Source organism: Rhodococcus sp. 66b (assembly GCF_002076325.1).
Classification (GTDB): domain Bacteria; phylum Actinomycetota; class Actinomycetes; order Mycobacteriales; family Mycobacteriaceae; genus Rhodococcus_F; species Rhodococcus_F erythropolis.
In genome coordinates, this window is the sequence record NZ_MUZB01000002.1 from 299795 (window position 1) to 325716 (window position 25922).

At 63.9% G+C, this 25922-nt stretch carries 21 protein-coding genes; 12 read left to right on the forward strand and 9 right to left on the reverse strand.

Translation table 11 applies throughout. The features are described 5' to 3' along the window. On the reverse strand, positions 1-1656 hold the full coding sequence (pgi, locus tag B0E55_RS04420) for a glucose-6-phosphate isomerase (protein ID WP_021345178.1): 1656 nt from the start codon (positions 1654-1656) through the stop codon (positions 1-3). Between the two features lie 92 nt (positions 1657-1748). On the opposite strand from pgi, the gene B0E55_RS04425 reads away from it, so the two are divergent. Continuing rightward, positions 1749-3203 carry an NAD-dependent succinate-semialdehyde dehydrogenase gene (locus B0E55_RS04425; RefSeq protein ID WP_024487185.1) on the forward strand — a complete coding sequence of 485 codons (1455 nt, stop codon included), beginning with the start codon at positions 1749-1751 and terminating at the stop codon, positions 3201-3203. Positions 3204-3277: 74 nt separating this feature from the next. Here the strand turns inward: B0E55_RS04425 and B0E55_RS04430 are convergent, their stop codons facing one another. Next, positions 3278-3595, reverse strand: a complete 318-nt coding sequence (locus B0E55_RS04430) for a chorismate mutase (protein ID WP_020908651.1) — start codon at positions 3593-3595, stop codon at positions 3278-3280. Between the two features lie 316 nt (positions 3596-3911). On the opposite strand from B0E55_RS04430, the gene pcrA reads away from it, so the two are divergent. Continuing rightward, the gene (gene pcrA / locus B0E55_RS04435) at positions 3912-6404 is read left to right on the forward strand and encodes a DNA helicase PcrA (RefSeq protein ID WP_046378991.1); all 2493 of its coding nucleotides are present in this window, start codon (positions 3912-3914) and stop codon (positions 6402-6404) included. A 79-nt stretch (positions 6405-6483) separates the two neighbouring features. Here the strand turns inward: pcrA and B0E55_RS04440 are convergent, their stop codons facing one another. Continuing rightward, on the reverse strand, positions 6484-7506 hold the full coding sequence (locus B0E55_RS04440; protein WP_020970357.1) for a M23 family metallopeptidase: 1023 nt from the start codon (positions 7504-7506) through the stop codon (positions 6484-6486). A 232-nt stretch (positions 7507-7738) separates the two neighbouring features. On the opposite strand from B0E55_RS04440, the gene B0E55_RS04445 reads away from it, so the two are divergent. The 3 genes from B0E55_RS04445 (at position 7739) to sucD (ending at position 11847) form a co-directional block, all read left to right on the forward strand. Further along, positions 7739-9580 (forward strand): hypothetical protein, encoded by a 1842-nt coding sequence (locus B0E55_RS04445; RefSeq protein WP_241896003.1) that lies wholly within the window; start codon positions 7739-7741, stop codon positions 9578-9580. A 179-nt stretch (positions 9581-9759) separates the two neighbouring features. Further along, positions 9760-10929: an ADP-forming succinate--CoA ligase subunit beta gene (sucC, locus tag B0E55_RS04450; RefSeq protein ID WP_019744753.1), complete on the forward strand. Its 1170-nt coding sequence runs from the start codon at positions 9760-9762 to the stop codon at positions 10927-10929. A 15-nt stretch (positions 10930-10944) separates the two neighbouring features. Next, a complete protein-coding gene (gene sucD / locus B0E55_RS04455; RefSeq protein ID WP_003946432.1) occupies positions 10945-11847 on the forward strand; it encodes a succinate--CoA ligase subunit alpha in 903 nt (300 codons plus the stop codon). 42 nt (positions 11848-11889) lie between these two features. On the opposite strand, the gene B0E55_RS04460 is transcribed toward sucD, so the two are convergent. Continuing rightward, positions 11890-12525, reverse strand: coding sequence for an IMPACT family protein (locus B0E55_RS04460; RefSeq protein WP_047888486.1), 636 nt, complete (start codon positions 12523-12525; stop codon positions 11890-11892). Between the two features lie 86 nt (positions 12526-12611). On the opposite strand from B0E55_RS04460, the gene B0E55_RS04465 reads away from it, so the two are divergent. The 4 genes from B0E55_RS04465 to purH all read left to right on the forward strand — a co-directional run bounded on the left by B0E55_RS04465 (position 12612) and on the right by purH (position 17608). After that, complete coding sequence (locus tag B0E55_RS04465; RefSeq protein WP_021332301.1) at positions 12612-13664, forward strand: DUF5336 domain-containing protein; 1053 nt, start codon at positions 12612-12614, stop codon at positions 13662-13664. A gap of 121 nt (positions 13665-13785) precedes the next feature. Beyond that, positions 13786-15330, forward strand: coding sequence for a cell division protein PerM (locus B0E55_RS04470; RefSeq protein WP_020908646.1), 1545 nt, complete (start codon positions 13786-13788; stop codon positions 15328-15330). 6 nt (positions 15331-15336) lie between these two features. Further along, positions 15337-16056: a phosphoribosylglycinamide formyltransferase gene (gene purN / locus B0E55_RS04475; RefSeq protein WP_080909166.1), complete on the forward strand. Its 720-nt coding sequence runs from the start codon at positions 15337-15339 to the stop codon at positions 16054-16056. Beyond that, complete coding sequence (gene purH, locus B0E55_RS04480; protein WP_003946407.1) at positions 16049-17608, forward strand: bifunctional phosphoribosylaminoimidazolecarboxamide formyltransferase/IMP cyclohydrolase; 1560 nt, start codon at positions 16049-16051, stop codon at positions 17606-17608. Before purN ends, purH begins: the two co-directional genes overlap by 8 nt. Before the next feature lie 78 nt (positions 17609-17686). Here the strand turns inward: purH and B0E55_RS04485 are convergent, their stop codons facing one another. The 3 genes from B0E55_RS04485 to B0E55_RS04495 form a co-directional block, all read right to left on the reverse strand. Next, positions 17687-17908 carry a hypothetical protein gene (locus B0E55_RS04485; protein WP_003946391.1) on the reverse strand — a complete coding sequence of 74 codons (222 nt, stop codon included), beginning with the start codon at positions 17906-17908 and terminating at the stop codon, positions 17687-17689. 451 nt (positions 17909-18359) lie between these two features. Beyond that, on the reverse strand, positions 18360-19328 hold the full coding sequence (locus B0E55_RS04490; protein ID WP_080909167.1) for an alpha/beta hydrolase family protein: 969 nt from the start codon (positions 19326-19328) through the stop codon (positions 18360-18362). Between the two features lie 27 nt (positions 19329-19355). After that, the gene (locus B0E55_RS04495; protein ID WP_080909168.1) at positions 19356-19928 is read right to left on the reverse strand and encodes a DUF4126 domain-containing protein; all 573 of its coding nucleotides are present in this window, start codon (positions 19926-19928) and stop codon (positions 19356-19358) included. An 85-nt stretch (positions 19929-20013) separates the two neighbouring features. Here B0E55_RS04495 and B0E55_RS04500 point away from each other — a divergent pair, with 85 nt between their 5' ends. From B0E55_RS04500 to B0E55_RS04510, 3 genes are read left to right on the forward strand one after another with little or no spacing between them, the layout of a single operon-like run. Continuing rightward, positions 20014-20430: a VOC family protein gene (locus tag B0E55_RS04500; RefSeq protein WP_019744746.1), complete on the forward strand. Its 417-nt coding sequence runs from the start codon at positions 20014-20016 to the stop codon at positions 20428-20430. Between the two features lie 54 nt (positions 20431-20484). Next, the gene (locus tag B0E55_RS04505) at positions 20485-21861 is read left to right on the forward strand and encodes an ATP-binding protein (protein ID WP_020908640.1); all 1377 of its coding nucleotides are present in this window, start codon (positions 20485-20487) and stop codon (positions 21859-21861) included. A 9-nt stretch (positions 21862-21870) separates the two neighbouring features. Continuing rightward, the gene (locus tag B0E55_RS04510; protein WP_080909169.1) at positions 21871-23808 is read left to right on the forward strand and encodes a vWA domain-containing protein; all 1938 of its coding nucleotides are present in this window, start codon (positions 21871-21873) and stop codon (positions 23806-23808) included. Positions 23809-23819: 11 nt separating this feature from the next. On the opposite strand, the gene B0E55_RS04515 is transcribed toward B0E55_RS04510, so the two are convergent. Further along, positions 23820-24845 (reverse strand): agmatine deiminase family protein, encoded by a 1026-nt coding sequence (locus B0E55_RS04515; RefSeq protein WP_070385515.1) that lies wholly within the window; start codon positions 24843-24845, stop codon positions 23820-23822. Continuing rightward, positions 24842-25789 (reverse strand): nitrilase-related carbon-nitrogen hydrolase, encoded by a 948-nt coding sequence (locus B0E55_RS04520; protein ID WP_029536861.1) that lies wholly within the window; start codon positions 25787-25789, stop codon positions 24842-24844. The genes B0E55_RS04515 and B0E55_RS04520 overlap by 4 nt, the downstream gene beginning before the upstream one ends. Positions 25790-25922 lie beyond the last annotated feature (133 nt).

Consider the following 25922-nt stretch of genomic DNA (forward strand, 5'->3'; position numbering starts at 1 on the left):
TCAGGCCCGTCCGCGCTCCTTGCGGTACCAGTGCACGAGTGCATCGGTGGACGTGTCGCCGAGGTCGCCGGGTGCCTCTTCGGAGGAGAGTGCAGGTCCCAGTTCCAGTGCCTGCGTCTTGCCGAGTTCGACGCCCCATTGATCGAACGGATTGACACCCCACACAGCACCTTCGACAAATACCTGGTGCTCGTAGAGTGCGATCAACTGACCGACGACCGAGGGCGTCAATTCCTTGGCCAGGATGGTGCTCGAAGGCCGGTTGCCTGGCATCACCTTGTGCGGCACCAACTCCGGTGCAGTGCCCTCTGAAGCGATCTCTTCGGCAGTCTTGCCGAACGCGAGAACCTTTGTCTGAGCGAAGAAGTTACTCATGAGCAGATCGTGCATGGATCCGGTGCCGTCCGCCGTCGGCAGATCGTCGGTGGATTCCGCGAAGCCGATGAAATCGGCGGGCACGAGCCACGTGCCCTGATGCAGGAGCTGATAGAACGCGTGTTGGCCGTTGGTTCCCGGCTCGCCCCAGAAGATTTCACCGGTGGACGTGGTCACCGGTGAGCCGTCGGCGCGAACCGACTTGCCGTTGGACTCCATGGTCAGCTGCTGCAGGTACGCGGGAAAGCGCAACAGGTCGTTCGAGTAGGGCAGCACTGCGCGGGACTGAGCGCCGAAGAAGTTGGAGTACCAGAGCCCGATGAGCCCGAGGAGAACCGGCGCGTTCTGCTCGAGCGGTTGGTTTCGGAAGTGCGTGTCGATCTGGTGGAAACCGTCGAGGAATTCGGCAAAACGAACGGGTCCGACGGCGCACATGACCGACAGTCCGATCGCCGAGTCGACGGAGTAGCGCCCGCCGACCCAATCCCAGAATCCGAACATGTTCGCGGTGTCGATGCCGAACTCCGCCACGCGATCACCATGGGTGGAGACTGCGACGAAATGCTTGGCTACGGCCGAGACGTCTTCGCTGCCCAGACCGGCGAACAGCCAACGCTTTGCCGCCGTCGCGTTGGTGAGCGTCTCGAGGGTGGAAAACGTCTTGGACGCGACGATGAAGAGCGTCGTCTCCGGATCGAGGTCGTCGAGCTGCCCGACCAGGTCGACCGGGTCGATGTTGGAGACGAACCGAACGCTGATCCCGGCGTCCGCGTAGTGCCGTAGCGCGCGATAGACCATCACGGGCCCGAGGTCGGAACCGCCGATGCCGATGTTGACGATGGTGCGGATGCGCTTGCCGGTGGCGCCGGTCCACTCGCCACTGCGCACCCGATCCGCGAAAGCGCCCATCGCGTCCAGAACTTCGTGAACGTCCGCGACGACGTCCTGACCGTCGACGGTCAGAGCAGAATCCTTCGGCAGACGCAGTGCTGTGTGCAGCACGGCTCGGTCTTCCGAGCTGTTGATGTGATCGCCCGCGAACATCGCGTCGCGTCGTGCCTCGACGCCGGCCTCGCGGGCCAGCTCGACGAGTAGCGCGAGAGTCTCGCGGCTGACGCGATGCTTGCTGTAGTCGATGTGAAGATCACCGGCGTCGATCGTCAGCTCTCGCCCGCGGGCTGGATCGTCCTGGAAGAGTTCTCGCAGGTGAACGCCTTCGATGTCGGCGTAATGAGCGCGCAGTTTCTGCCAGGCTGAGGTTCCGGTGATGTCAGTGCTCACGATCATCGACTTTAGTGGCACAAGCTGGAAACTTCCGCGTGAGTCTCGCTGGCGGGCAGACGGACGCGGCTCCGACGAGCATCATGGAACCCATGGACACATTCGAATTCATTCGATCAGTTCCCACCCAGTTGTTCGTCGGCGGCCGGTTCGTGCCCGCGGAGAACAACGCGACCTTCCCGGTGGCGGATCCGGCGACCGGAAAATCGTTGACCGACGTCGCCGATGCGAGCCCCGCGGACGCGCTGCGCGCTCTCGACGAAGCCGTGGCCGTCTCGTCGAAGTGGGCGAGCACACCTGCGCGCGAGCGTGGTGAAATTCTGCGAGCCGTCTTCGAGAAGATCACCGAGCGCGCCGAGGATGTGGCGCTGCTGATGACCCTCGAAATGGGCAAGGCACTCGCCGAGAGCCGTGCCGAGGTCAAATACGGCGCCGAGTTCTTCCGGTGGTTCAGCGAGGAGGCCGTTCGCATCGGCGGGCGCTACACGCCGGCGCCGGCGGGCAACGGCCGGATCCTTGTCACCAAGGCGCCGGTCGGACCGTGTCTGGCCATCACTCCCTGGAATTTTCCGTTGGCGATGGGCACCCGCAAGATCGGACCGGCGTTGGCCGCCGGCTGCACGATCATCGTCAAGCCCGCCTCGGAGACCCCGTTGACGATGCTGCTGCTCGCTCAGCTCATGGCCGAAGCAGGGCTGCCCGACGGAGTCCTCTCGGTGTTGCCGACATCGAAATCCGGTGAAGTGACCGGCCCTCTCATCGACGACCCTCGACTGCGCAAGCTCACCTTCACCGGGTCCACCGGCGTCGGCAAGATGCTGGTGGAGAAGTCCGCGAAGCGATTGCTCCGCACGTCGATGGAATTGGGTGGCAATGCGCCCTTCGTCGTGTTCGACGACGCGGACGTCGACAAGGCAGTCGAGGGTGCGGTACTGGCCAAGCTTCGCAACGGAGGCGAAGCCTGCACCGCCGCCAACCGGTTCCATGTCGCCAACGCCGTGCGTGAGGAGTTCACGACCAAGCTGACCGAGAAGATGGCGGCGTTCACGATGGGACCGGGTACCGACCCGGAGACGAAGCTCGGCCCGCTGATCAACCAGAACCAGCTCGACACGGTCGCAGAGTTGGTTGCAGATGCGGTGGATGCCGGGGCGAAGGTTCGACTGGGCGGTAAAGCGCCAGGTGGTGAGGGTTACTTCTATCCGGCCACGGTGTTGGCCGACGTTCCGGCGAGCGCGCGGATACTGAAGGAAGAGGTGTTCGGACCCGTTGCCGCGATCACCGGCTTCGACACCGAAGCCGAAGGCATCGCGGCCGCCAACGACACCGAGTTCGGATTGGCTGCGTACATCTTCACGAGGGATCTCGACCGTGCGCTTCGGGTCTCCGACGCACTGGAATCAGGAATGATCGGCGTCAACCGAGGAGTGATCTCGGACGCGGCAGCGCCGTTCGGCGGTGTGAAGGAATCCGGATTCGGCCGCGAGGGCGGGACCGAGGGGATCGAGGAATACCTGAACACGAAGTACATCGCGCTCGAGAACTGATACACACACGAACGGCTACATCGGGACTGCCAGAGGCATCCGATGTAGCCGTTCGCAAGTGATCTGGGTGTGCGCTAGTGGCCCAGGCGTCCGCGGCCCAGGCGCAGGAGCAGCATCGCGAGGGTGTGGCCTTCCTGGCCCAGCTCGTTGAACCGTTCGAGGACCTTCATCTCTCGGCTGTGCACCAGACGCGGACCACCCGATGCCATCCGGGTACGGCCGATGATCTGGGAGACCTCGGAGCGGCGTTTGATGGCCGCGAGGATCTCGGCGTCGAGACGGTCGATTTCTTTCCGTAGTTCGTCGATCTCCGCCTCACTCTGGGGGATCTCGACGTCTGTCGGAGCAGTATTTACAGTATTTCCATTGGGGGCTGCAGCCTGGGTGCTCATTGCTATTCGTCTCCTCTTCCTACTGCGTGGATCGTGGTCTCGGCTCGGGTCGTTACCGATCCAGGCACACTGACGAAAATGCCCCGGATCCGATTCGGACCAGGGGCGGGTGAGCTGTTCAGATCACGTGCACCGAGGTCCGGGGCACGTAAAGTAACGCCACAGCGGGCCGACGGGGTCGGCCGTGTTGTCGCGAACGGAAATGCTGAACATGGCGTCCAGTTTGCCATGCTCGACACAGGTAATCCAAGTGCCTCTACCAGCAGGTGGACGCACTGACGACCGTGTCGGTGGACGCCGGTAGCGTGGACAGGCGATGAACACGTACCCAGCACTCGGTGAGCACGACGGACATTCCCAGCACGACGGGGGCGGCGCGCGGGGACATGGCGCGGGTTCGGACGCCCTCCTCGAGGGTCTCAACCCGCAACAGCGCGAGGCCGTGGTCCATGCCGGTTCGCCGTTGCTGATCGTCGCGGGCGCCGGCTCGGGCAAGACGGCAGTGCTGACGCGTCGCATCGCCTATCTGCTGGCCGAACGGGGTGTCACCCCCGGTCAGATCCTGGCCATCACGTTCACCAACAAGGCTGCGGCCGAGATGCGCGAGCGTGTGGCCGCTCTTGTCGGACCGCGTGCCAACGCCATGTGGGTATCGACGTTCCACTCCAGTTGCGTGCGCATCCTGCGAGCACAGGCGGCGCTCCTGCCCGGTTTGAACTCGAATTTCTCGATCTACGATTCCGACGATTCGCGTCGACTGCTGACGATGATCTCGAAGGACCTCGAGCTCGACACCAAACGATTCTCCGCGCGGCTTCTCGCCACTCACATCTCCAACCTGAAGAACGAACTCGTCGGACCGGAAGAGGCGGTTGTCGCAGCCGATCAGGATCCGGCCGAGCTGCCGCGACTGATCGCCAAGGTCTACGGCCACTATCAACAGCGGTTGCGTGCGGCGAACGCACTCGACTTCGACGATCTCATCGGTGAGACCGTTGCGCTTCTCCAGGCGTTTCCCCAGATTGCCGAGTACTACCGCCGCCGCTTCCGTCACGTGCTCGTCGACGAGTACCAGGACACCAACCACGCGCAGTACATGCTGGTGCGTGAACTGGTCGGCGGTGCCGGAGAGTCCGACCATGCCGTTGCCCCGGCCGAATTGTGCGTCGTCGGTGACGCCGATCAGTCGATCTACGCATTCCGCGGAGCCACTATCCGCAACATCGAAGAGTTCGAACGCGACTACCCGGACGCTCGGACCATCCTTCTCGAACAGAACTACCGTTCGACGCAGAACATTCTGTCTGCGGCCAACTCCGTGATTTCCAAGAACACCGGCCGACGTGAAAAGCGTCTGTGGACCGATTCGGGTGAAGGTGAACTGATCGTCGGCTACGTTGCAGACAACGAGCACGACGAAGCATCTTTTGTCGCCTCGGAGATCGATCGGCTGGTGGACCAGGGCGAGACCAAGTTCGCCGACATCGCGGTGTTCTACCGGACCAACAACTCCTCACGCGCGCTCGAGGAGATCTTCATTCGACTCGGAGTGCCGTACAAGGTGGTCGGCGGCGTTCGCTTCTACGAGCGCAAGGAAGTTCGGGACATCGTCGCGTATCTGCGCGTCCTCGCCAACGAAGACGACACCGTGAGCCTGCGACGCATTCTCAACACGCCACGACGCGGTATCGGTGATCGAGCCGAAGCCTGCGTCGCTGTGCACTCCGAGCATCGCAACATCAGCTTCGCCGCCGCACTGCGCGACGGCGCGGAAGGCAAAGTGGCGCTGCTCAATACGCGGTCACAGAAGGCCATCGCGTCGTTCCTCGAGATGATGGACGGGCTGCGGGCCCTGCTGCCGACACCGGCCGCCGACGAGGACGAACCCTTCGAACTCGGTGACATCGGTGAGGTCGCCGAGGCAGTGCTCGAGCGAACCGGCTACCGCGCCGAGCTTGCGGCCAGCAGCGATCCACAGGACGGCGCGCGACTCGACAACTTGAACGAACTCGTCAGCGTGGCAAGAGAATTCAGCTCCGACGCACGAAACGCGGCCGGACTGATCGATCCGGACGACGAGGAAACCGCAGCAATGCGTGAAGGCGAACCCGATCCGGGTTCGCTCGCCGCCTTCCTCGAACGGGTATCACTTGTCGCCGACGCCGATCAACTGCCGGACTCCGACGACGGCGTCGTCACGATGATGACGCTTCACACCGCCAAGGGCCTCGAGTTCCCGGTCGTCTTCGTCACCGGTTGGGAGGACGGGCAGTTCCCGCACATGCGCGCCCTCGGTGATCCGGCAGAGCTGTCCGAAGAGCGTCGACTCGCTTACGTCGGCATCACCCGTGCCAGGCAGCGCCTGTACCTGACGCGCGCGATCATGCGTTCGGCTTGGGGACAACCGATCCAGAACCCGGCGTCGCGGTTCATCCAGGAGATCCCGGAGGACCTGATCAATTGGCGCCGTGAGGATCCGGGCACCGGTGGTGGATTCGGAAGCGGCAGGCCGGGTTACGGCAGCGGAAGCCGATACGGCAGCCAGGGCGGCCAGGGATACGGTGGCGGGCAGAACTACGGGGGAGGGTCCGGCAAGGCTGCGTCGAGTCCCAGTTTCGGTGCCGCGCGTGGCCGCAACAACGTTCTGGTCCTTGCCACGGGTGACCGCGTCAGTCACGACAAGTACGGTCTCGGCACCGTGTTGGAAACCAAGGGCACCGGACCCACCGCGACGGTCACCATCGACTTCGGTAGCGCGGGCAAGGTGCGGTTGATGCTCATCGGCGGTGTGCCGATGGTCAAGCTGTAGAAGACAGACAAAAAACTTCCGGCCCGTACCTGGAAAGGTGCGGGCCGGAAGTTTTTTGTCAGAAGCGTTGGGCTTGCGGTCAGTCCTGCTCGATACCGAGGCTGATGCCGCGTGATGCGAGCCAAGGGAGGGGGTCGATCTTGTTCTCGCCGGCGAGGTGAACCTCGAAGTGAAGGTGCGGGCCGGTGGAGAAGCCGCGGTTGCCGACAGTGGCGATCTGGTCGCCGGCCATGACCTGCTGACCGACGGTGACGGTGGACGTGTCGATGTGGCCGTAGACGGTGATCGTTCCGTCTGCGTGCTGTAGGCGTACCCACATGCCGAATCCGGAAGCCGGACCTGAATCGATGACCTTGCCGTCGGCGACTGCGACGATGGGCGTCCCGATCGGGGCGGCGATGTCGACGCCGGCGTGCAGGGTGCCCCAGCGGGTGCCGAAGTTGGACGTGAACGTGCCGACTGCCGGCAGGACGAACAGCGGGCGACGGGCAGCTGCTTCGCGTGCTGCGCGCTCGTCACTGAAACGCTGGCCCTTGGCAAGCAGGTTGCTGAACTGGGAGAGGTCGGTCGGTGCTGCGACGTTGAGGACCTGGGGAGCGTCGGCCTCGGTGGTGGCTGCCGTGGAGGTGGCCGGAGCGAACTGAGCGGCCTGCGGTTCTGCGGTGGTGCCGATCGCGGAGGACTCGTTGGCGAGTGCAACTTCCGAGTGGTCGGCGGCGGAAGAGGAACCGTCGTTGACAACTGCCTGGCCCGCGGCGACAACTGCGCCGGCTGCAACTGCCAGAACGGCGGCGCGGCCCTTGAGAGCAGAGGGAGGGGTGGGGAGTCGGTGAGCACCGCTGCGGCGAACCGGAGATTCGACATCGACTGTCGGTGCGGAAGAGGCGTAAGTGGGGGTGCTGATCACGTCGGACTCGACGAACTCGTGAGAGTCGGAATCTGACGACGTGGAGGATGAATTTCGAGTGAACATATCGGTAGAGATCTCAGAACTTTTGGTCTCGGTGTAACGCCTGGCCGAGTGCGTTGGATAAGTGGTCGTGACCTCGTCTGGAGCTGAGTTCGAGAACCTACTAGCGGTGAACTGGCTGCGGTGATGCATATGCCGGTTCTCTCCTCGAGTTCGTGATCAGCCCGTGACTTAGACCGACTGACGGTAACGAAATGATTGCGATGGGCGCAAGCCGTAGCGGAAACCTGTCCGATTATGTGACGTGCCTCACAGCTTGACCTGGGAATATGTCGATACGGGCAAAACGGACGAATCATCTCGTTTCGTGATCACGCGTGTCACAACCGGATCACCGGTCCATTCAGGCACTACCGTCGATCGAGTGTCCACAACACCTGGAACTACGTCGCAGGCGCGTTTCGACGACCCCGGAGTGAAGTCCGGGGCGCCACTCGCGGCGGTAATCGGACTGCTCGGTGCCGTCGGAGTGGCGGCCAGTCCCGTCGTCGGAGTCGGGAGTGGCCGCGGGGTCGACACGACGGGGGCTCTTGCTTCTGCCGCTCTCTTCGCGGCCGTCTGCACGATCATCGTGCCGTTGGTTGCAGTGCTCACCTCGGGCCGCAGGCCCGCCTTGGCCGGTGGACTCCTGGCCGGTATCGGGGCGGTGTCGCTCGGAGCGGCAATTCTCGACGTCCAGTTGTTCGTCGACGCAATCGATGCAAACCGCTTGGACCTTTTCCGTCCGATTTCGGCGGGTTCGATCGATGCGGGTCCTGGCGCTTATCTCGCGCTCGCGGGACACGGCATTCTTGTCCTGTCCGGGGTGCTCGGACTTGTCGCCGTCCATCGTGAATCGGAACGGGACGGATACGGCAGCGCTCGCGCCGCGGAATTCGACGGGCGATCGGTTGGCGGACGGATCGGCGCGTGGCCGACAGCGCTGCTGATTCTGGCCGCAGTGGTGTTCGTGCTCTCCCTGTTCGGGCCGTCCTTCAGTTCGCAGGATCCGATCTTTCTGGTCAAACCGCTCGTCGACTCGGCGTCGGCCACCGCCGTCGGTACAGGATTGGTCGGCGTCGCGGTGCTCGTTGCGGTCGCGGCGGCATTGACGTCCATCTCGCTGCCGGTGGGCTGCGGCGCTCTGATCGGTGTCGGCCTCGGCGCGCTCGCAGTCAGTGGAACCAGGGTGGTGGCTGGGTTCGCGGCCGGCGATCGGATCGGCGTCGGTTCGGGATCCGTGGTCGGGGCGCTGGCCGCCGTGGTCATCGTCGTGATCGGAGTTTCAGCGCCTTACCTCGCATCCAGGCGTGAAGCAGATGCGATTCCCGCTGAAAGTGTGGTCCGCGCACCTGCGAAGACAACAAAGGGTGCGCTCAAAGCAGCGATGGTGGCTCAGTCCCGGGCGGCGCAAGCGCGGGTCGACAGACTTCACCGCGTCGCCGGTACCGCCGCAATCATCACTGCGGCTGTTGCGGGCGTCGGCTCGGCTTTGCCTGTCCTGTCGTTGCCGGACGGAATCCCGGAGCCGTCGATGCTGTCGTCTCGAGTTGTCCTGCTCGCGGCTGCTGTACTGCTGGTCGCCGCGCTGGGCCTGTTTGCCCCGGGCCGCGCCGCCGTGGTGCGTCCGGCCGTCGGAGTGTTGTGGACCACGGTCGTGATGGGAGTCGCCGCTGTCATGCAGTCGGCGGTCATCGCGACGGACGTGCCGGGCGTCGGGTTGGGGGCCGGCGCCTTCGTGCTCTGCGGCGCGGCTTTCCTCGCTGTGGCGACGGGACTGCTCGTCTGGCTGGCGGGAAGCGCAGAACGTGAAGACGTCGACACGTCGGTAGACGGCGGTTCGAGAGGGCTGGTGCTTCTCGTCGGTGGGATCGGCGCAGTCGCAGTCCTGATCGGGACCGCGCTTCCCCTCTATCGGGGTGACGCCTACACAGCGGCGTCAGTTCTGGAGTGGCCGTGGGGAATTGACGTCTGGGGGCAACTGCTCGTCGGCGTCACCGTCGTGATCGCCGCTGTGATCGCAGCGTCTGCGCGGCCGGCTCGAGGCGCGGCATTGCTGATCGGATCTGCCGTGGCAGCTCTGGTGTACGTCAGTGAGTGGCCGCTCACGTCATCGCGCATATCGGACGCAACCGTGGGGGTGGGTGCGATCACAGCGGCCACGGGCATAGTGTTGCTTCTCGTTGCAGCGTTCTCGAGCGCAAGAATCAGTGAGACTGATGCTTGACAAATTCGGTGTGGCCACCTTGCTCGATCGGTGAGGCGTGCCTCATTGCGCATTTGCGCGTGACTTGGGCCACATAGCATCAGTGCGGGCGCAAACCGAACGCGGCAACTGGTTAAAGTCCAGAACAGACCCGCTCCTACCCCTCGAGCGGGTGACAACGCAGACGAGACGGTGAGCAGATGGATCTCTTCGAATACCAGGCGAAGGAACTCTTCGCCAAGCACGGAGTGCCGACTTCGGCTGGACGTGTTACAGACACAGTCGCCGGCGCACGCGAGATTGCCGAAGAAATCGGTAAGCCCGTGATGGTGAAGGCACAGGTCAAGGTAGGCGGCCGCGGCAAGGCCGGTGGCGTCAAGTACTCGCCCGACGTGGATGCCGCAGTGGCAAACGCCGAGGCAATCCTGGGCCTGGACATCAAGGGCCATGTCGTCAAGAAGCTGCTGGTCGCAGAGGCAAGTGACATTGCCGAGGAGTACTACATCTCCTTCCTGCTCGACCGCACCAACCGCACCTACCTGGCCATGTGCTCGGTAGAGGGTGGCGTCGAGATCGAGGTCACCGCCGAGGAGAACCCCGACGCCCTCGCCAAGATCCCCGTCGACGCAGTCAAGGGCGTCGACCTCGCGTTCGCGCGCAGCATCGCCGAGGCAGGAAAGCTGCCCGCAGAGGTGCTCGACGCAGCGGCCGTCACGATCCAGAAGCTGTGGGAGGTCTTCATCAACGAGGACGCACTCCTCGTCGAGGTCAACCCCCTCGTTCGCACGCCTGACGATCAGATCCTCGCCCTCGACGGCAAGGTCACCCTCGATGAGAACGCAGCGTTCCGTCAGCCCGGCCACGAGGCATTCGAGGATCGCGACGCTACCGATCCCCTCGAGCTCAAGGCCAAGGAAAACGACCTCAACTACGTCAAGCTCGACGGTGAGGTCGGAATCATCGGCAACGGCGCAGGCCTGGTCATGTCCACCCTGGACGTCGTCGCATACGCCGGCGAGAACCACGGTGGCGTCAAGCCCGCCAACTTCCTCGACATCGGCGGCGGAGCTTCCGCTGCAGTCATGGCTGCCGGCCTCGACGTCATCCTGAACGACGCACAGGTCAAGAGCGTGTTCGTCAACGTCTTCGGCGGCATCACCGCGTGTGACGCAGTTGCCAACGGCATCGTCGGCGCACTGAAGACCCTGGGCGACGAGGCCAACAAGCCGCTCGTCGTTCGCCTGGACGGAAACAACGTCGAAGAGGGTCGTCGCATCCTCGCCGAGGCCAACCACCCGCTGGTCACGGTCGTCGCAACCATGGACGAGGCCGCCGACAAGGCCGCCGAACTCGCTCACGCAGCGAAGTAAGGGACTCACAGAACAATGGCAATCTTCCTCACCAAGGATTCAAAGGTCATCGTCCAGGGCATCACCGGCGGCGAGGGCACCAAGCACACCGCTCTGATGCTCAAGGCCGGCACCCAGGTCGTCGGCGGCGTCAACGCTCGCAAGGCCGGCACCACGGTCTCGCACGTTGCTGCTGACGGTTCCCCTGTCGAGCTCCCCGTCTTCGCGACGGTCGAAGAGGCAATCAAGGAGACCGGCGCAGACGTCTCCATCGCATTCGTTCCCCCGGCCTTCTCGAAGGACGCCATCGTCGAGGCCATCGACGCGGAGATCCCGCTCCTCGTGGTCATCACCGAGGGCATCCCGGTTCAGGACTCCGCTTACGCTTGGGCGTACAACGAGTCCAAGGGCAAGAAGACGCGCATCATCGGACCGAACTGCCCCGGCATCATCACCCCGGGTGAGGCCCTCGTCGGCATCACGCCCGCCAACATTGCAGGCACCGGCCCCATCGGCCTGGTCTCCAAGTCGGGCACCCTGACCTACCAGATGATGTACGAACTCCGTGACTTCGGCTTCTCCACCGCCATCGGCATCGGCGGCGACCCGGTCATCGGAACCACCCACATCGACGCCATCGAGGCGTTCGAGAAGGATCCCGAGACCAAGGTCATCGTGATGATCGGTGAAATCGGTGGCGACGCGGAAGAGCGTGCAGCCGATTACATCAAGGCCAACGTCACCAAGCCGGTCGTCGGCTACGTGGCTGGCTTCACCGCTCCCGAAGGCAAGACCATGGGCCACGCAGGCGCCATCGTCTCCGGTTCCTCGGGAACGGCTCAGGCAAAGCAGGAAGCTCTCGAAGCTGCAGGCGTGAAGGTCGGCAAGACGCCGTCCGCCACTGCTGCTCTCGCTCGCGAGATTCTTCAGTCCCTGTAAGGGGCTTCGCCCCCGTGCGTGGTTAGGGAGTCTCCGGACTCCTTAACCACGCACAGTGGTATCGACCCACATCGACCCGGCAGGTTCCAACTGCCCGGCACCGGATGTGATGGATGCGACGATCGAGTCGAGATCGTCGGCGTCACCGGCGGCGAGCGTCATCACCGCCTTCGATCCGTACGCAGTTCCGAGCACCGAGACGCCCCGCGCTCTCAGCTCCGCTTCCACCCGACCGGCCTCTGAGTGCCGGATCGCCAAAGTGCGCAGGATCCTCCTCTCCCTGGCCACAAGCTCGGCCGAATCGAGAGCAACCGAGACGGCTCCCGAATACGCGCGGACCAATCCACCGGCGCCGAGCTTGATTCCGCCGAAGTAGCGCGTGACGACAACAATCACATCGACCAGATCTCGAGACTTGAGAACCTGAAGCATCGGCACCCCAGCTGTCCCGCCTGGTTCGCCGTCGTCGTGTGCACGCTCGACGCGTGAGTTCGCTTCGTATCCGATCACGAAAGCCGAACAATGATGGCGCGCATCGGGATACAGCGACTTCTGCTCCGCGACGAACTCCGTGGCGGCCTCGGCGTCGTCGATCCGGCGAAGCGCGGCGATGAATCGTGAGTGCTTCACCTCGGTTTCGACGACATGGTCGGCGCCGGGCGCGAGGGTGAAGGGCATCTGCCCATTGTCTCCTGTCGGTGTTAGCGTGCGAAGTCGAGACACATACGCTGGTAACCATCGAAGACCGTCTACGAGGAGAAGTCATGACGTTCACGCCGCAAGGGCCCAGCTTCGGGCCACCGAATCAGCCGGCAGCGGGCGGTGGAACCAAGAATCTCGGATTCATCCTGCTCATCGCCGTCGCGGCACTCGGCCTGATCAATTTCCTACTCGGTTTTGCGCCTTTCACGTCGATCAGTGGAAGCAGCAGCGGCATCGGTAGCGGTCTGGACACCAGTTCGAGCTTCTTCGAGTCGAGCATCTACGGCCTCGGATTCGTTTTCGCCGGCGGTGTGGTCGCAGGCGTATCGCTCCTCCCGAAGCAGTCGTATGCAGGCATTGCCGCAGCGCTCACCCTCACGGGTTTCTTCGCTTTGGTGTTCGCCGCGTTCTCCGTAGGTACCAGCGACTACGTCGACATCAGCCTCGGTTGGGGTCTGATCATCGTGCTGATCCTCTCGTTCGTGCAGACGGTCGTCGCAGTCGCCGCGTTGTTGTTCGAGATCGGAATCCTGAAGGCTCCCGCGCCGCGTCCGGTAGCTCAGCAGTACGGTCAGCCGCAGGGCTATGGCCAGCCCCAGGGCCAGGCGCCGGGGCAGGCGCCAGGTCAGCCGCAGGGATACGGACAGGCTCAGTACGGCCAGCCGCAGCAGGCTCAGCAGCCGGGCCAGTACCAGCAGAACCCGCAGTACGGGCAGGCGCAGCAGCAGGGATACGGGGGAGCGCACGCCGCCCCCGCCGACCCGACTGCTTCGCAGCCGCCTTACGGCCAGACTGCGTCTCCCTACGGTCAGAACCCGGTGCAGAATCCCGCACAGACCGACTCGGCCGCGACGACGTCGTCTTACTATCCGCTGACCTCGCAGCCCGCGAGTCAGCCGAACCCGAGTTACTCGTCGGATCAGTTCACCGCTCCGCGCGGTTACGGCCAGCCGTACAACCAGCAGCAGACTGGCTCGACCGAGCAGCCGACGGGCTTCGAGCCGCCCACTTTCGAAGCGCCGACGCCGTCTGCTGAGCCTGACCAGGGCAGCAGCGATTCCGCGGCCGAGACCAAGGTCTTCGGGTCGCAGAACCCCGACGAGCGTCAGCAGTAGTACTACTTCGTTTCACGAACATGAATGTGGCCTCCGACCCGCTGCGGGTGGAGGCCACATTCCGTGAGCCCGACGGCGCGCCTGAGTGCGCGGCGCACTATCGAGTGAAACCCTCGAGGGGATGAGTTCTTTGATTGATGGCACCCGGTCCCGTCCCGCGTCCTCACGACCCGGACGTGGTCGTACTGGCGGCGGCCGCGTCGGCGGCGGTCGCCCGGCACCGAACCCGGACCTGGCGCGCAAGCTGCTGACGGTCGCCTTCCGGCCGTCGGGTCTGACGATGCTGCTGATCGCGGCTGTCGTTGTGGTCACCTTGGTATCGGCGAGCAGCGACCTGACCGGAACCTTCGGCGCCATTGCCACCACATGGTTGGTCATCCACCAGGTGCCGGCGACTATCAGCGGCGTCCAACTCGGTGTACTGCCATTGCTTCCGACGGCCGTCATGATGTGGGTGGTTGCACGCCGATGCGCGTCGACTGCGGTGCACACCGACTCCCGTGACGACACCCTCCGCCTGGTGGGGGCCGCGGTAGCCGGACCGTTGACTATCACGGCAATCGCTCTCGCCGTGGTTGCCGACGCCTCCGCAGCCATTCCGCTGTCTAGCCCCAACACGTTGGCTGCTTTCGGCTGGGTCGCCGGGATTCACCTGATCGCCGCGTCCGTCGGTGTTGCTGCTGCGCACTGGGATCGGGTCGTCGCCGAGATTCCGCCGTGGGCATCTGCTGCTGTTCGACCGGCAACGGCTGCGTCGGCAGCGCTGTTGGCTGCGGGCGCCGTGGCCGTCGTGGTGTCACTACTCGTGTCGTGGTCGACGGTCGGTGACCTACTCGCGCGCGGCAACGGGTTTGTCGGCGTACTGGGATTAACGGTGTTGTCGCTGCTCTATCTGCCGAACCTCGTGGTCGGCGCAGCCGCGGTGATGACGGGATCGACGGCCGATTTCGGCAATGTCTCCATCAGCGTGTTCGGCAACATCGGCGGTGACCTGCCACCCTTACCCCTTCTCGGAGCGATTCCGGAAGGCGTCGCCGGTGGAATCTGGCCCGTGTTGTTGATTGTTCCGGCAGCGGTGGGCATGATGCTCGGCCGTGATTGCGCTCGACGCATCGCCGGGCAGGACAGCGTGCTCGCAGTGCTGACGGCAGCTGCCGGTGCCGGCGTCGTCATGGCGCTGCTCGCTCTTGCTGCCGGGGGAGACCTCGGGCAGTTCGGCACCGTGGAGGTCCTGTGGTGGGGCTTCGGTCTTCTGACTTTTGCGTGGCTGGGATTGTTCGGAACGGTCTCGGCGCTGTTCGCGATGTGGTTCTCACACCGCGGACACATGAAGGACGAGGTTGCGCCCCCGACGGCTGAACCGGCTCGAACAGTCGAGCCCGAACTTGCGATCACGGCTGCGGCCACACCGGAAGACGAGGACGACGAGAACACGGGCGAAGTGCTGGCCCAGGAATCTGCGGTCGTTGTCACCAAGGTCGTCGAAGCGGAAATCGTCGAGGAATCAGGCGAACCCGTGCAGGTAGTGACAGAGGAAACCGTCGAGATCGAAGTAGTCGACGCCGAGGTTGTCGCGGCACCCGAGGCGGACCCCACAGCCGACTCCGCAGCCGGGGCCGAGCCGGAGACCGACCTGCCCTCGAAGCCTCAGAAGTCCAGCGACTAGGCTGTCATGCGGCCGATACTCCGGCCGCATCATCTTCCAGTTCTCAGGAGTAGTGCGCTGACTGCCTCGGCCGACAATCCGCAGCCGACAATGCCCGACGGGGTCCAATTTCGCGACTCGATCGCGCGGGTAGTCGTACTCGCTTCCGGCTCGGGAACCCTGCTGACTTCGCTGATCGACGCTTCGCACGCCGAGGGATACCCCGCCGAGATCGTTGCCGTCGGTGTAGATCGTGACTGCCTCGCCGCCGAGCACGCTGCGGATTCGAAGATCCCGTCCTTCAAGGTCTCGATCAAGACTTATGAAAATCGTGCCGCCTGGGACGAGGCGCTGACAGCAGCGGTGGCCGAGCACGAACCCGATCTCGTGGTCAGTGCAGGCTTCATGAAAATCCTCGGCCCCAGCTTTCTCGCGCGTTTCGGCGGCCGAATCATCAACACTCATCCCGCGTTGCTGCCTGCCTTTCCCGGCGCGCACGCGGTTCCCGACGCTCTGGCGTACGGCGTGAAGGTCACCGGTTCCACGGTGCATCTCGTCGACGGCGGAGTTGATACCGGGCCGATCTTGGCGCAGGAAGCTGTGCCGGTGCATGACGACGACACCGAGTCTTCGTTGCATGAACGCATCAAAATTGTGGAGCGACGGTTGTTGGCGGACGTCATCGCCGCTGTTGCTACGCGCGGAGTGGTTTCCGATGGACGAAAGGCCGTGATCCCCAGTGAGTGAACGCAAGGCTGTGCGCCGTGCACTTGTCAGCGTCTACGACAAGAGTGGTCTGATCGAGCTGGCCACGGGCCTGCACGAGGCCGGTGTCGAGTTGGTCTCGACCGGTTCGACCGCGTCGAAGATCGCCGACGCCGGAATCCCCGTGACGCCGGTCGAGGCTCTGACCGGATTCCCGGAATGCCTCGAAGGCCGCGTGAAGACGCTGCATCCGCGCGTCCATGCCGGCGTTCTCGCCGATACCCGCAAGCCGGATCACCTCGCTCAGCTCGAGGAACTCGGCATCGCGACCTTCGAATTGGTCGTCGTGAACCTGTACCCCTTCACCGAGACGGTTGCCTCGGGCGCTAGCCCGGACGAGTGCGTCGAGCAGATCGACATCGGTGGCCCGTCGATGGTGCGTGCTGCAGCCAAGAACCATCCGTCGGTTGCCGTCGTGGTCGATCCGGCTCGTTACGCCGATGTCCTGACTGCCGTTGCCGGTGGCGGATTCACCTTGCGTGAGCGCACTGTGCTTGCGGCGCAGGCGTTCCAGCACACTGCGTCGTACGACGTCGCTGTTGCAAGCTGGATGACGAGCACGATCGCAGCTGACGAGGACGGTTCGCTGTTCCCCGCCTGGGTCGGTGCTACCTGGAACCGCAGCGCTGTCCTTCGCTACGGCGAGAACCCGCACCAGGACGCCGCGCTGTACGAAAACCCGGCTGCGCCTGCAGGTTTGGCTCAGGCGGAGCAGTTGCACGGCAAGGAGATGTCGTACAACAACTACACGGACTCCGACGCAGCGTGGCGTGCAGCTTACGACTTCACTGATCCGGCCGTCGCAATCATCAAGCACGCCAACCCGTGTGGCATCGCCATCGGGACCGACATTGCCGACGCCCACCGCAAGGCGCATGCTTGCGATCCGGTCAGTGCATTCGGTGGTGTCATCGCAGCCAACCGTGAGGTCACCGTCGAACTGGCAGAGCAGATCGCCGATATCTTCACCGAGGTTGTCATCGCGCCCTCGTACGAAGACGGGGCTGTCGAGGTTCTGCAGCGTAAGAAGAACATTCGTGTTCTGAAGGCTGCGGCTCCGACCGCTACCGGAATCGAACTGCGTCCGATCTCTGGCGGTACCTTGCTCCAGCAGCGCGACGTTCTGGACGCTGACGGCGACAACCCGGCCAACTGGACTCTCGCCAACGGTGAGGCTGCAGATGCCGAGACTCTCGCAGACCTCGAATTTGCTTGGCGCGCCAGCCGATCGGTGAAGTCAAACGCGATCCTGCTGGCCTCCGGCGGCGCGTCCGTCGGCGTCGGTATGGGCCAGGTCAACCGCGTCGATGCAGCGCATCTTGCTGTTCAGCGAGCCGGTGACCGCGTCGTAGGGTCGGTTGCGGCCTCGGACGCGTTCTTCCCGTTCCCCGACGGTCTGCAGGTTCTTCTCAACGCCGGCGTCAAGGCTGTTGTGCAGCCGGGTGGTTCGGTTCGCGACAACGAGGTGATTGCCGCGGCCAAGGAAGCCGGTGTCACTCTGTATCTGACCGGTGCGCGCCACTTCGCGCACTGATTCCCTGCCTCGGTAGCGGGCCTCGACTCCTCAACGGGAGTTCGGGGCCCGTTCTGCATTCAGGCCGGCCCGGTTCTTTCAGGCTGCGCTGCTGTGGGTGCCCTGGAGTTCGCGGGGTGAGCCGGTGATGACCACGCGTGAGGCTCCGCGACTGCGGATTTCGCTGATCAGTGCGCCGAGGGTGGCTTCGTGGGCCGCATCGGAGTGTGAAAGGTCCAGCGTGACGGCGTATCCGGTGAGGTCACCGGGCAGATCGACATACGGCGGCGCGATGGACAGTTGGTTGACTCGAAGTTTCATGTGGTGCTCCTGCGTGTGAAAGGTAAAAGAAAAGGCACCCGAGGCGTTTGCCCTGGGTGCCCGAGAACGAATCCGGTGAAACTGGGGATCATTCTCGGGGTACACCGCGCTTGTTGCCCATGTGCTTGGCCGACATTGCGGCCGAAAAAATGTGCTTGCCTGCGGTGCAGCTGCGCCACGAAGGTACGGATGCAAAGTTCGGGTGTAGCGACATGATGTCCGTTCCTTTCTGGGTGGCGTTGCTGGTTAATGGATGACCGTACAGCACGGATCGAGGGTTCGCACCAATAAAAACCGCCGCGAACGTAAACTCCGGGTGACTTCTGTCCCCGGGTTCGCTGGATTGAGAGAGCCTTCGTTGCAGGTCAGGCGTAGAAAGCAGAAGTCCCTCCGCGATGGTTCGCGGAGGGAACTTTCTACCCGAAAAAGAGGACGTTCGGTCTGTACGTGATCAGGAGAACGAGCGGACCCACGCTGTGAAGGGCTCCGCGAACTCTGCCGAGTACGGAAGCGGAGCGACGTAGTCGGCCCCGGTGGACTGTTCTTCGCCGATGTCCTTGAGTACGAAGTTGGCGTTGCGCATCCGCACTGAAGTCAGCGCGGTATGTGAGAGCGCGGCGTCGAGTGCCGCGACGTCGGAAGGAATTACCTGGATGTCCTTGTCCGAGCAGCTGGTGAGAACGGGCATGCCTGCCGGCAGCGCCGCTACGAGCGCAACCGGGTCCAGTGCGTCTTCCTCGGCGAGTGCCTTGGCATTGGCGTGAACGAGTCCCGCGTTCTGCAGCGGTTCGGGTAGATCATCCGGAACCGTGCCCTCGGTCCGAAGAGACTCGACGGCGTCGGCGAGCGCGACGCGCAGTTCGTCAGCCAGTTCGACCGGCAACTGTCCGGCGCCGACGACGGCGTCGAGCTGGCGGTGAATCTGCGTCGTGAGTAGATCGAGAAGCCGGACACTCAGTGGCTCGAGCAGTGCGAGGGCGCTGACTCTTGTGCCCTCTTTCGCCGTGGCAAGTGCCAGCGCGACGACGGCGCCGTCGCTGTGTCCGACGACGAACAGTCGCTCGGGATCGACGCCGGGTTGTCCGGCGAGGTAGTCAAGTCCGTCGGAGGCGGCGTCGACGAATGTGTTGAAGCCGAGATCGGCGATGTCCTCGATCTCGTAGTCGCCGAGGGCGGTTTCGCCGCTGCCGAGCTTGTCGTAACGCAGGCTTGAAATGCCTTGATTTTCAAGAAGATCCGCGATGAACCGCAGAGTTCCGATGTCGCCTTCGAGGAGTGCGCTGTCGCCGTTTCGGTCGGTGGGGCCGCTGCCGGCCAGAATCAGCGCGGCCGGCGCCGGGGAGTCGGGTGAGGCTGCCAGGCGAAGACTCCCGTACAGGGTGACGTCGCCGGATTGGAACGAGATCTCGGTGTCGGACATGACGACTTGTCTACCAGGTCCACAGGTTCAGGCGGTGCGCAGACTCCGGACACGTCGCCATCCACGCCAACTGAACCACAAGAGTGCGGCGAGCAGCGGAATGATCAGGAGCGGCAAGATCATCGCGATCAACGAGGTGAAGAAAGTCAGCACATCCTCGATGACGGAGACGACGGGATTCGCCAGTCCACCGGTAGTGGCCGTACTGACCGCGCGAGTGCCGGTCTGGGCGGCGCTGAATGTCAGCGCCGTCGGCGCTCCGACGATGATGCCCGCCAACGCGGCCATCGCAGGGTCGAGATGGCTGAAGGCCGCCCAGGCCGTGATCACTCCGGCGATGGGTCCGGTGACGTTCCCGATCACCGAGAGTGCGTTGTCCACGAAGGGAATGAGGTCGGCACCCAGTTCGACCACCGCGGCTATTGCCAATGCCACCAGCGCTCCGGTGGATCCGACCCACCGCATCGACTCGCCGACGGTGATTCCGAACAGTTCGAAGTGGACGGCAGCGCTGAGCATCAGCAACGGCAGGAAGGTTCGCATTCCGGACGCTGCGGCGAGTCCGAGACCGAGCATGGCGGGCAACACCCAGGTATCCATGGGTGGAGTTTAGGTCTACTGTGCGCCTTTATTAACCGCCGGCGGTTAATAAAGGCGCACAGCAAAGTCTCGGAAAGGACCTTTCATGGCGACAAACCCGCAGCCGATGTTCTTCCTCAACCTGCCCGTCAAGGACCTCGGCAAGGCCACCACCTTCTACGAGGGCCTCGGATACTCCAAGAACACGCAGTTCTCCGACGAGAATGCGTCGTCGATGGTCATCAGTGACACCATCGTCGTGATGCTGTTGGCCGAGCCCTTCTTCAAGACCTTCACCACCAAGGGCATTGCCGACACCTCGACGTCGACGGAAGCGCTGCTCGGTCTCTCGGCCGAGACCCGTGAGGCCGTCGACACCCTCGTCGACAAGGCGCTCGCGACCGGCGGTTCCGAAGGTAACGCGACGCAGGATCACGGCTTCATGTACAGCCGCAGCTTCCAGGATCCCGACGGCCACATCTGGGAAATCATCTGGATGAATCCCGAGAACATCGAGGGCTGAGCGACCGAACTTCCTCGGCGAGAGGCGAAACCCCGCAAACACTCGTAGCGTGGAGTGGTGACTGTCGCAAAAACCCTCGGAGAGCTACGCGCCTCCGGACACGTACAGCGAAGTGTCAAGGAAGAACTACGAGAGAACCTTCTCGCCGCGTTGCGGGACGGCCGCGACCCCTGGCCCGGGATAGTCGGGTTCGAGGACACGGTCGCCCCGCAACTCGAGCGGGCGCTGATCGCCGGCCACGACGTGGTTCTGCTCGGCGAACGAGGTCAAGGAAAGACGAGGTTGCTTCGCACTCTCGGGCTCCTGCTCGACGAGTGGACGCCCGTCATCGAAGGCTCGGAACTGGGGGAGCACCCTTACGAGCCGATCACACCGGCTTCGATACGTCGAGCCAAGGAACTGGGTGACGACCTCCCGATCGCCTGGCGACACCGCAGCGAGCGGTACTCCGAGAAACTGGCAACGCCGGACACCTCGGTCGCCGACCTGATCGGCGATGTCGACCCGGTCAAGGTGGCCGAGGGTAGGAGCCTCGGCGATCCGGAGACCATTCACTTCGGTCTCGTGCCCCGCGCGCATCGCGGAATCGTGGCCATCAACGAGCTTCCCGACCTCGCCGAGCGCATCCAGGTCTCCTTGCTCAACGTGATGGAAGAGCGGGACATCCAGGTCCGCGGGTACACGCTTCGGCTTCCGTTGGACGTCCTTCTGGTCGCGAGCGCAAATCCTGAGGACTACACCAACCGCGGGCGCATCATCACACCGCTCAAGGACCGCTTCGGCGCCGAAATCCGCACCCACTACCCCGTCGAGTTGGCGGGCGAGATCGCGGTGATCGAGCAGGAGGCGCACCTGGCCGCGGAGGTGCCTGACTACCTTCTCGAAATTCTTGCCAGGTTCACGCGCTTGCTACGCGAATCCACCTCGGTGGATCAGCGATCGGGTGTGTCGGCACGATTTGCCGTCGCCGGCGCGGAAACCGTCAGTGCAGCGGCGGTACGACGCGCGGCGGTGCTCGGCGAGGCCGATCCTGTTGCACGGCCCGTCGATCTCGAGTCCGTGGTCGAGGTTCTTCGCGGCAAGGTCGAGTTCGAATCCGGTGAAGAGGGACGGGAACTGGAGGTGCTCGAGCACCTGCTGCGTCGCGCGACCGCCGATACGGTTCGGGTACGACTCGGCGGAATCGACCTCGGGATGTTGGTTGCTGCTGTGGAGACGGGCAATACGATCGTCACCGGTGAATCTGTCACGGCCAAGGCGTTTCTCGACGAGCTTCCGGACCTCGAGGTCCTGGACGAAGTAGCCGAACGCCTCGGCGCGCAATCCGACGGCGAGCGTGCCGCCGGTGCCGAACTTGCCCTCGAAGGGCTTTACCTCGCGCGCCGGATCTCCAAAGATCAAGGCCCGGGCGGCCGCTCGGTGTATTCGTAAGGGGCAGTGATGATCCACAATCCGCGGTACGGGCCGTACGACGGTGGTCCCGATCCGCTGGCGCCTCCGGTAGATCTGCGCGATGCCTTGGCAGCAATCGGCGACGACGTGTTGTCAGGCACGTCGCCGCGCCATGCCCTCCGGGAACTCCTGCGCCGCGGAAACCGAGACATGCGCGGGCTCGACGACCTTGCTGCCCAGGCGAACCGGCGTCGACGTGAGCTGCTACGCCGCAACAATCTCGACGGAACGCTCGACGAGGTTCGTAAGCTTCTCGACAAGGCGGTGCTCGAAGAGCGCAAAGAACTGGCACGTGCTCTCGACGACGACGCACGATTCAACGAAATGCGGATCGAGGAGTTGCCACCGTCCACAGCTCAGGCCGTGCAAGATCTGGCCGACTACAACTGGCGCAGCGAACAGGCTCGCGCGGATTACGAGAAGATTCGTGATCTGCTCGGACGTGAGGTCCTCGATCAACGCTTCTCGGGAATGAAGCAGGCACTCGAGGGCGCTACCGACGAGGATCGTGAGCAGATTCGCCAGATGCTGGCAGATCTGAATCAACTGCTCGATGCGCACTCTCGGGGCGTCGACACTCCGGAGCAGTTTGCGGAGTTCATGGACAAGCACGGGCAGTATTTCCCGGACAACCCGCGCAACGTCGACGAACTTCTGGATTCGTTGGCGCAGCGCGCGGCGGCCGCACAACGATTGCGTAACTCGCTCTCGCAGGAGCAGCGTGACGAGTTGGATGCGTTGGCGCAGCAGGCGTTCGGCGATCCGAGCCTGATGAGTGAGCTGAGTCAACTCGACCAGTTCCTTCAGGCGGCTCGGCCGGGTGAGGACTGGGAAGGTTCGCAACAGTTCCGCGGCGACAACGGAATGGGGTTGGGTGAGGGGACCGGTGCCCTGCAGGACATCGCCGAGCTGGAATCGCTGGCAGATCAACTGTCGCAGCAGTATGCCGGCGCAGCGCTCGACGACATCGACCCCGAGCTACTCGCGCGGCAACTCGGCGACGAAGCCGCCGCTGATGCTCGCACTCTGGCCGATCTCGAAAAGGCTTTGCAGGAACAGGGTTTCTTCGATCGCGCACCAGACGGTCAATGGCGCTTGTCGCCCAAAGCCATGCGACAGCTCGGACAGACCGCTCTGCGTGACGTCGCCGGGCAACTGTCGTCGCGAACCGGTCAACGCGATACGCGTCGGGCAGGTGCGATGGGCGAACCGACCGGAGCTTCCCGCGAATGGGAGTTCGGGGACACCGAACCGTGGGACGTCACGAGAACCGTCACCAACGCCGTCCTACGTGACCCGGGCCGAATGCCGGTGCGGCTGAGCGTCGTCGATGTCGAGGTGGCCGAAACCGAACAGCGTAGTCAGGCTGCTGTGGCTCTGTTGGTGGACACGTCGTTCTCGATGGTGATGGAGGATCGCTGGGTGCCGATGAAGCGCACCGCTCTGGCACTCAATCATCTGGTGAGCACGAGGTTTCGCAGCGACGAGCTGCAGTTGATCGCCTTCGGACGCCACGCGCACGTACTGAGCCCGTCGGAGCTCGCCGGTTTGGACGGCGCGTGGGACCAGGGAACCAACCTGCACCACGCACTGTTGTTGGCGGCCAGACACCTTCGACGCCATTCCAATGCGCAGCCGGTGGTGTTGATCGTCACCGACGGTGAGCCGACGGCTCATCTCGAAGCGGACGGAGAAGCCAGGTTCGACTACCCGCCGAGTGCGCGAACCCTCGGTTTGACGGTTCGAGCACTCGACGCCGTGGCCAGGCTGGGCGCCAAGGTCACGTTCTTCCGCCTCGGTGAGGATCCAGGTCTGGCCAGGGTGGTCGACCGGATGGCGCACCGGGTGGGTGGACGCGTCATCGCGCCGGACCTGGACGGCCTCGGCGCAGCCGTTGTGAGTGACTACATGCGAGGTCGCCGTTAATTCTCCCGCCGTCAGTCTTGTTCAGCGGGCTGGTGCTGGGTGATGCAGTGGATGCCGCCGCCACGTTCGAACAGCGGTCTGGCGTCGACGGTGACGACAGTGCGTCCGGGGTAAGCGGCTGACAGGATCCGGGCTGCTTCGGCGTCGGCAGGATCGTCGAAGCTGCAGGCGATCACTCCACGATTGACCACGAGGTGGTTGATGTAGCTGTAGTCGACGAATCCCTCGTCGTCGCGCAGGATTTCGGGAGCGGGTACCCGAATGACCTTCCACGGCCGGCCGCCGACGTCCGTCGAGCTTTCGAACAACTCGATGATCGTCTTGCTGACGGCGTAGTCGGGGTGCACCGGATTGCGTTGGTCATGGACGAGTACCACTCCGGGGGAAGAGATGGCAGCGACGATGTCGACGTGTCCGCGCGTTCCGTACGTCTCCTGATCGCGAGTCAACCCGCGGGGAAGCCAGATCACGTGCTTGGCGCCGATGGTGCGGGCGAGTTCGGCCTCGATGTCGGCCTTCGTCAGGTCGGGGTTTCGTCCCGGATCGAGTTGGACGGTTTCGGTGACCAAGACGGTGCCGAGACCGTCGACCTGAATACCGCCGCCCTCGTTGACGATTGGTGAGTCGATCAACTGGGCACCGGATTGTTCGACGACAAATGCGCCGATCTTCGAGTCCTTGTCCCACTGCGCCCACTCCTGTGCGCCCCAGCCGTTGAACACCCAGTCGACTCCGCCGAGACGGCCTTCGTCGGACAGGACGAACGTCGGCCCGATGTCGCGCATCCACGCGTCGTTGAGAGGCGCCTCGACGATGTCGACCTTCTCGGACAGATACTTTCGTGCTTCTTCGACTTCGGCGGGATCGACGACGACGGTGACCGGCTCGAATTCGGCGACGGCGTGGGCGACGGCCGCCCACGTCGAGCGCGCTTCGTGCTGTTCCTCGGCGGTGTCGCCGAGGGAGTATCCGGCGCTGGGGTACGCCATCCAAGTGCGTTCGTGCGGTTCACTTTCCGCGGGCATGCGCCAGGTCATCGGTTGGCTCCCACAGTGTTCACCGGTGCGGTCAGAGCCGAGTAGGTGTCGGGTCGGCGAGTGGCCAGGAACGGGAACAGTGCAAGCCAGTCTTCACGTTGCCGAAGATCGAGATCGGCGACCAGCACTGCTGATTCGTCGCGGGGAGCCTGAACGAGGATGCGTCCGTACGGATCCGAGATGAAGGAAGAACCGTAGAAGGTGATGAGACCTTCACTGCCGTGGCGATTGGGAACAACCATGAAGGTGCCGTTGGCGATACCGTTTCCGACGATCACCTGCTGCCACAGCGGTTGGGTGTCGAAGTTCGGGTGATCGGGCTCGGAGCCGATCGCCGTCGGGTAGACCAGAACCTGGGCGCCGGCGAGGGAGTATGCACGTGCGACCTCCGGGAACCACTCGTCCCAGCATGTCGGGAGGCCGAACTTCGCGCCGAGTGCTTCGTGGACGGGGTATGCGTCCTGCGCCGGACCGCCGCGGAAGTACGTGTCCTCGTAGTATCCGGCCGTCACCGGAATGTGGAGCTTGCGGGTTCTGGCGAGAAGCTCACCTTCGGGCGAGACGAGGATCGCGGTGTTGAATCCCAGTCCGTCCTCGGCCTCACTGCGCTCGTACAGCGATGCGTGGACGAGGACCTGGTTCTCGGCGGCGGCTTTGGCGGCGAAGGCGAGAGTGGGTCCGGTGAGCAGGTCTTCCGCTTCGCGTCCGGGATTGTCGCCGGCCGGGGTGGAGGCGGGGTAGCGGCTGAGCGTCAGCTCCGGAAGAAAGACCACGGAAGCGCCCAGCTTCGCTGCGGACGCAATGCCCTCGCTCAATTCGGTGTAGAGGTCGTCTTGGTCCTCGTGCCAGCGATGTTGCACGAGACCTACACGCAGAGGTGTGGACGTGGACGGCGTAGTCGCGGCCAGAGACTCGGGTGGGGTGAGGGCGGTGATCGTCAGCATGGGGTTTCCTCGGTGCTCGGGTATTCGACGTTCAACGTAAAACGAATGTGATTCGTTAAGTATGGTGGGTGAGCGCTGATTGATCAAGGACTTTCGAGGAATTGTTTTTTGCGGCGCCCCGAACGGTGTGGAT